The sequence below is a fragment of the Streptomyces sp. NPDC048419 genome, from assembly GCF_043200415.1.
Classification (GTDB): Bacteria; Actinomycetota; Actinomycetes; order Streptomycetales; family Streptomycetaceae; genus Streptomyces.
The window spans coordinates 1-5,460 of the sequence record NZ_JBICXT010000088.1; the positions used below are offsets into that span (position 1 = coordinate 1).

The 5,460-nt window shown below is 67.9% G+C and carries 4 protein-coding genes, 1 tRNA gene and 2 pseudogenes; 4 read left to right on the forward strand and 3 right to left on the reverse strand.

What is annotated here, in order from left to right:
* Positions 1-422 (reverse strand): annotated as a pseudogene (locus ACGFYN_RS47650) (peptidase S8); the annotation flags it as partial.
* A 250-nt stretch (positions 423-672) separates the two neighbouring features.
* Between ACGFYN_RS47650 and ACGFYN_RS47655 the strand changes: the two are divergent.
* Together ACGFYN_RS47655 and ACGFYN_RS47660 are read left to right on the forward strand one after the other, a co-directional pair.
* On the forward strand, positions 673-1,491 hold the full coding sequence (locus ACGFYN_RS47655; protein WP_393872216.1) for a TrmB family transcriptional regulator: 819 nt from the start codon (positions 673-675) through the stop codon (positions 1,489-1,491).
* Between the two features lie 1,043 nt (positions 1,492-2,534).
* Positions 2,535-2,769, forward strand: a pseudogene (locus ACGFYN_RS47660) (cold-shock protein); the annotation flags it as partial.
* 487 nt (positions 2,770-3,256) lie between these two features.
* On the opposite strand, the gene ACGFYN_RS47665 reads toward ACGFYN_RS47660, so the two are convergent.
* On the reverse strand, positions 3,257-3,514 hold the full coding sequence (locus ACGFYN_RS47665) for a hypothetical protein (protein WP_393872217.1): 258 nt from the start codon (positions 3,512-3,514) through the stop codon (positions 3,257-3,259).
* Positions 3,515-3,640: 126 nt separating this feature from the next.
* Here ACGFYN_RS47665 and ACGFYN_RS47670 point away from each other — a divergent pair, with 126 nt between their 5' ends.
* Entirely contained in the window at positions 3,641-4,273 is a 633-nt protein-coding gene (locus ACGFYN_RS47670) for a DUF1524 domain-containing protein (RefSeq protein ID WP_393872218.1), read from the forward strand.
* 92 nt (positions 4,274-4,365) lie between these two features.
* On the opposite strand, the gene ACGFYN_RS47675 is transcribed toward ACGFYN_RS47670, so the two are convergent.
* Positions 4,366-4,500 (reverse strand): hypothetical protein, encoded by a 135-nt coding sequence (locus tag ACGFYN_RS47675; RefSeq protein ID WP_393872219.1) that lies wholly within the window; start codon positions 4,498-4,500, stop codon positions 4,366-4,368.
* Between the two features lie 619 nt (positions 4,501-5,119).
* Between ACGFYN_RS47675 and ACGFYN_RS47680 the strand changes: the two genes are divergently transcribed.
* A tRNA-Met gene (locus ACGFYN_RS47680) sits at positions 5,120-5,193 on the forward strand.
* Positions 5,194-5,460 lie beyond the last annotated feature (267 nt).

A 5,460-nucleotide genomic window follows, 5' to 3' on the forward strand; every position in this document is an offset into this window, starting at 1 on the left:
CCGTTGCCGGTACTGCACTCCGGCAGGCCGTACTGGGACCGGTAGGCCGCCAGGTCCTTCTCGGCGTTCGGATCGTCGTTCGCGTCAACGATCGCAACGGTGGCACCTTTGCCGCCGTCCTTCGATAAGTGGTAGGCGGCCTGGAGGTCGGCCGGTCCGAAGCCCTTGGGGGTGCCGTGGCGGCCGAAAGTCTTTTGTGCCTTCAGGTCGGTACGGACGACCGCCTCGCACGCCATGTAGCCGGGCTTGCTCGGCGTGGAGCAGAGCCGGTGGGTGGACACCGTGGGCGACGCGGTGGCTGTCGCCGTCGCGAACGCGTCCGACTGTGAGGCGACGGCCAGTGCGCCGGTGACCAGAGCCGCTGCGGACAGGAGCGCGGGTGCGCCGCGGCGTATCAAGGTCTTTCTGCGGTGAGAACGCAATGAACTGCCCTCCGTGGGGGGATGTGCAGCTCCACAGCGGCGGCCAGAACGAACGTTGCTGTCACGTGCATGACAATTCATTCTGTGTTGGGGGGCCACAGGGGAGCCGACTTTCGGGCCTGTGCTGGTAGCTGCCACCACGGTCAGTGGTGACTGCAGAAGAGGTTAGGCACAGTTTGCCGAAGAGAACAGGGTCAGTTGGTAAAGCGTTGCCCTCAACTCCTCGGTGGCGGCGGTACCTTGGGCAGTCATGGAGCTGGAAGATGCAGCCGTCAACGACCTGATGTCGCTGGGCTTGGCCCGGTATGAGGCACGGGTCTACCTGACACTGATCAGGCGTGGTTCCTATACGGCGGCCGAGGTCTCCCGGGAGGCCGACGTGCCGCGACAACGCGTCTACGACGTGCTGGACGCGCTCGTACGGCGGCAGCTGGCCACCACCCGCCCCGGGCGCGTGGCCACGTACTGCGCCGTCACTCCAGAGCTGGCCCTCGCCCGGTTGATGGCTCTGCAACGAGAGTCCGTCGACCGGCTGGAGCGGGTCTCGCAGGCGCTGGCCGCCACCCTGCAACCCATGTGGTCACTGGGACGCGAACACACCAACCCTCTGGACTACATCGAGATTCTGCGCGACCCGAAAGCGATCTCCGAGCGTTTCGCCGACATCCAGCAGGCGCGCCATGAACTTCTCACCCTTTGCAAACCGCCGTTCGTCGCACCCACGGAGAACGCAGAGGGCATCGCTGCGGTCCGCCGGCTCCATGAGGCGGGCGGCACCGTCCGGGCGATCTACCTCAACGACGCTCTCGACGACCCGGAGACTGCGGAGCACGTGCGTCGCTTCACCGCCTCGGGGGAGGAAGCCCGCTTCGCCTCCGAACTGCCACTGAAACTCGTCATCGCCGACGCCTCCCTCGTCCTGTGCGACATGCCCGACCCGGTCGCCGGAGCCGGCTCCACCACCACGCTCTTCATCGAGCACCCAGCCCTCGCAGCCTGCTTGCGACTGGCCTTCAACACGATGTGGGAGCACGCAGTGCCAGGGCCGGCCTGCAGTCCGGCGCCGTGAAGAGCGCATCTCCTCAACAGTGATCCCGGGCTCTGTCGTGCCTCCCGCGGTGGACAGCGCGGGAGGAGGCCCCGGGGCGGGCCGGGTCGAGGAAGGCGGCAGCGCCCTTGAGGGCTACGGACCCGCTCCATCGGTGCGCCCCCGGCTCGAAGCACGTCGCAAGGCCGGGCCGGGGCCGGGACCGCCGTGGCGTTACCCGCCCGGGGTGCGGCGCCGGTTTACGCCACCGCCGTGCAAATCCACAGCAACTCGGAAGACTAGTAGGTTGCCGGCGAAGGGGTCGGGCAGGGGGGTGTGCGTCGGCGGTCTGCAGCAGGGCGTCGGCGATCTGGTCAGTTTGGTGTTGCGCTGCAGAAGACTCCTGGCTCCTGACCGGCACGGCCACGGACCTCGTCATCCACGTCGCTGCAGAACTCGTCACCGGCCACCGCCTCAAACGCTGACCCGCGTAAAGAAAGGTGACACAGTCCCGGCGGCCGACCGCCACCTCTGCCTCGTCGGGCGCCGGCCGGCCCGCCCGAACCTGCATGGGCGAGCCGGCACGATCGCCGTGTGCCCGCAGCCCCACACCGCCGGACACACCAAGGACCCGACCCGGAACCGAGCGCTGCGGCCCCGGAGGCCCGCCCAGCGGGTAACCCGTATCCCGGGGCGTGTAACCGAACAGTCCCGGCCGTTCCTTTGCACACCTGCGGCCGCGCTGAGGAGAGGGCGGGTCTCGTGCTGAGGGATGAAGCACAAGTTGTTGGGTGCCATTCAATCCTGAGCGGCAATCAACACGAGCCCCGCAGGGACAGCCGTCCGGGATGAGCACGCCACGGTGGCCGGTCCGGGGTTCTGCCGTGATGCCGCCCCTGCAGCGGCACACCCGCCCCGCCATCGACGGCGCAGCCTCCTCCGCCGCAGAGTTTCGGCCAGGCGGTCGCGCGGCCCAAGGATTAGCGTGGCGCACAGCAGTCGTGGTTCCGAAGTCGTTCGCCCGCGGTCACCTTGCCCCGCGGGCGCTGTGCTGTGTGCCCTGGAGCGGGGGCAGGCCAAGGGGCCTGCAGCACAGGGACCCGGACCCCTTTGAAGGAGACAGACATGGCCAAGGGCCGGTGAAGTGGTTCAACGCGGAGAAGGGCTTCGGCTTCCGAGCAGGACGACGGCGGACCGGACATCTTCGCCCACTACTCCGGCATCGCCGGCCAGGGTTACCGCGCGCTGAGCGAGGGACAGCACGTGGAGTTCGACATCGCCCAGGGCCAAAAGGGCCCCAGACGGAGAACTTCCACACCCTGTGATCCACAGCGCCCGCATCCGCGGGGCCGCCGGCCCCGCATCGGCCCGCTCGCGTGGTCAGGGCCTGCACCCACGCGCCACGGTTTGTCTCGATCCCGATCGCCACCTCCGCCGGATCCAGGGCCTCCCCGCCGTTCCGGGCGACGAGGTCGTGGAATCTGGCGCTGCCTTCAGCTCCCTCGGGTAATCGGGCCGCGGTCAGCTTGCGGCCCGCGGCAGGCACCGGCCTGAAAGTCGATGGAAGCCGTGGTGGCCACCACGCAGCGCACCCGATGTCGGTCGATCTTCAAGACCACTGGCGTCGGGCATTAACGGTATGGCGCACTCACCAGGTCCTGGACGCGTAGCTCTCACGTCCCCCGGGTAGCACCGGGCTGGACCGGGGCGGGCGCCGGGGGAGGTCAGCCGGCCCCGGTCCCTTCGGGCCGGAGCGGGTAGGACCCAGGCGGGGCGGCCGACGCCTGCCCTTTGCGCCCCGCGAGGGTCACGGCGCGGCAGACCTTACCTGCACCTCGCCGGTCTCACCGTCAGCCTGCACCACATAGCCGGTCTGCCCGAGGACGGTCGTCAGCACATGCAACAGCGCCATGCGCATCCCTGCGTGCACGGAATCGTGTCTGGCGGGATCGAGTCCGGCTCCCGGCTCCCATGCCGCCATCACGGCGTCCCCCTGCATATCCGCAGCCGGGGCCGGATCGAACCCGGCACGCTCCAGCACCCGCCGCGCACCGGCCAGCAGCACCGTGATGCAGTGGTGAAGAGGGCGTGGGGAAGTTGTCACACCTGGTCCACGCGCGTAGCGCAGGCCGTCGCGAGTGCGGTTGTCTCGTGTGAACATCTCCAACCCCCCACACTCTTTGGAGAGTTCATGCGTCGTGCCCTCATCGGCCTGCCCGCAACGACCCTGCTCCTGTTCGGCGTCAGTGCCGTTCCGGCTCTCGCCGACCCTCCCGCGCCGCCGCCGCTGCAGACTGCCCGTACCGAGCTGGCCGCGCTCACCGTCGGCACCCCGCACTCGATGGACGGCTACGCCCGCGACAAGTTCGATATCTGGGCCACCCAGACGGATGGCTGCACCACGCGCCAGGATGTCCTGGCGCGCGACGGCAAAGATGTCCAGGACAAGCCCGATCACTGCCAGCCGGCCTCCGGCTCCTGGTACTCCGTCTACGACGACACCACCGTCACCGACGTCGCCCAGGCCACCATCGACCATATGGTCCCGCTGGCCGAAGCCTGGCGCTCGGGCGCCAACACCTGGACCGCCGAGCAGCGCAAAAACTTCGGCAACGACCTCAAAGACCCCCAGCTCCTCATCGCCTCGGAGTCGGCGAACTCCTCCAAGTCCGACAGCGGGCCTGCCGGCTGGAAACCCACCAACCACGCCTTCTGGTGCACCTACGCCGAGGACTACACCCACATCAAATCGATCTGGAAACTGATCACCTCCGACAAGGAGAAGTCGGCCTTGTCCTCGATGCTCGACACCTGCACCAACTAACGTCGCTCGCCACGCTTCTACGCGCCAGGGCGCACTGCGGGACGAGCACGATTCGGAACGAGTACACGGCCCCCCTGGAACCCGAGGGCCCGTCAGACCCCTTCCACGGTCGCGTAGGTGAGGGAAACGGCGATGTCGTCGGCGTCCATCTCGACGATCGTGCGGCGCTGTCCCTCCTTACCTTCTTGCTCGGGTCTCTTCCGGTCAACTCTCCCAACCTCGTCCACTCGGCGGGACCCTCACGACGAAGGCCCGCCCCTGCCAGCGCACATGGATCTCCATTAGCGCCGACAAGAGGCGGGCCACTCGTCTTCAACTACTGTCCCGACGGGCACTGACAAACGCGTATCCCACCGCCAACTGAATCTTGAACCCATACACCATCAAGAAACCCCAGTTTTTGCAGGTCAGAGCATGTATTGGCGCGGCACGCCAAGTTGGCGGCCCGCACCGGCCAAGGACACCTCCCGCACCGACCAACTTCCCTGGAAGGTCAGAACTTGCAGGTCAGCGCCGTCTGCTTCGGACACTGCAGCTCGCACGTCACGAAGATGAACTAGAGGACGTCGATCGGTGCCCATGACGTCCTCGATCCCCCGGTCATGGCCGCCCTCGAGCCGCGATGCCATACCGGCAGCCCGCCCGAGACAGCCCAGAACACCGGCCCGCGACCGGCGCGCAGAACGCGGCCCCTGCACCCGCCGCGTCCACCGCAGCCGACCCGCGCCCGCGCCGCCCCGCCAAGAAGGGGGGTAGGGCGGGCCGCCTGCCATCACGTCCTGCCGCCGGCCGGGCTGGTAAATCCCCGCCACCACTCCCCCGATGACATACGCTGTGACGCACCGACGCGGGGTGGAGCAGCTCGGTAGGTCGCTGGGCTCATAACCCAGAGGTCGCAGGTTCAAATCCTGTCCCCGCTACTAACCCCACTGGCCCCCTTCCTCCCAGGTAAGGGGGCCGGTGTCGTCTCCTGTGCAGCCCGCGCAGTGCGGCTGCCCCGCGCCGCTGCAACTGGGCGGGCTTTGGATGCAGCCCCTTGTAGGCACGTCGTCCATCATCGGCTGGTGTCGTGCAGAGCCGCTGCCCCGACTCTGTCGGCGACGGGTGAATCGTGACCCTCTGACGGCGGATCAAAACTGACCCACTTCGTGGTCTTCTGACCAACCTGATCTTGATCGAAGGTCAGG

Coding starts and splice junctions, on each gene's coding strand:
- ACGFYN_RS47655 (WP_393872216.1), top strand. CDS start 673: ATGGAGCTGGAAGATGCAGCCGTCAACGACCTGATGTCGCTGGGCTTG.
- ACGFYN_RS47670 (WP_393872218.1), top strand. CDS start 3,641: ATGCGTCGTGCCCTCATCGGCCTGCCCGCAACGACCCTGCTCCTGTTC.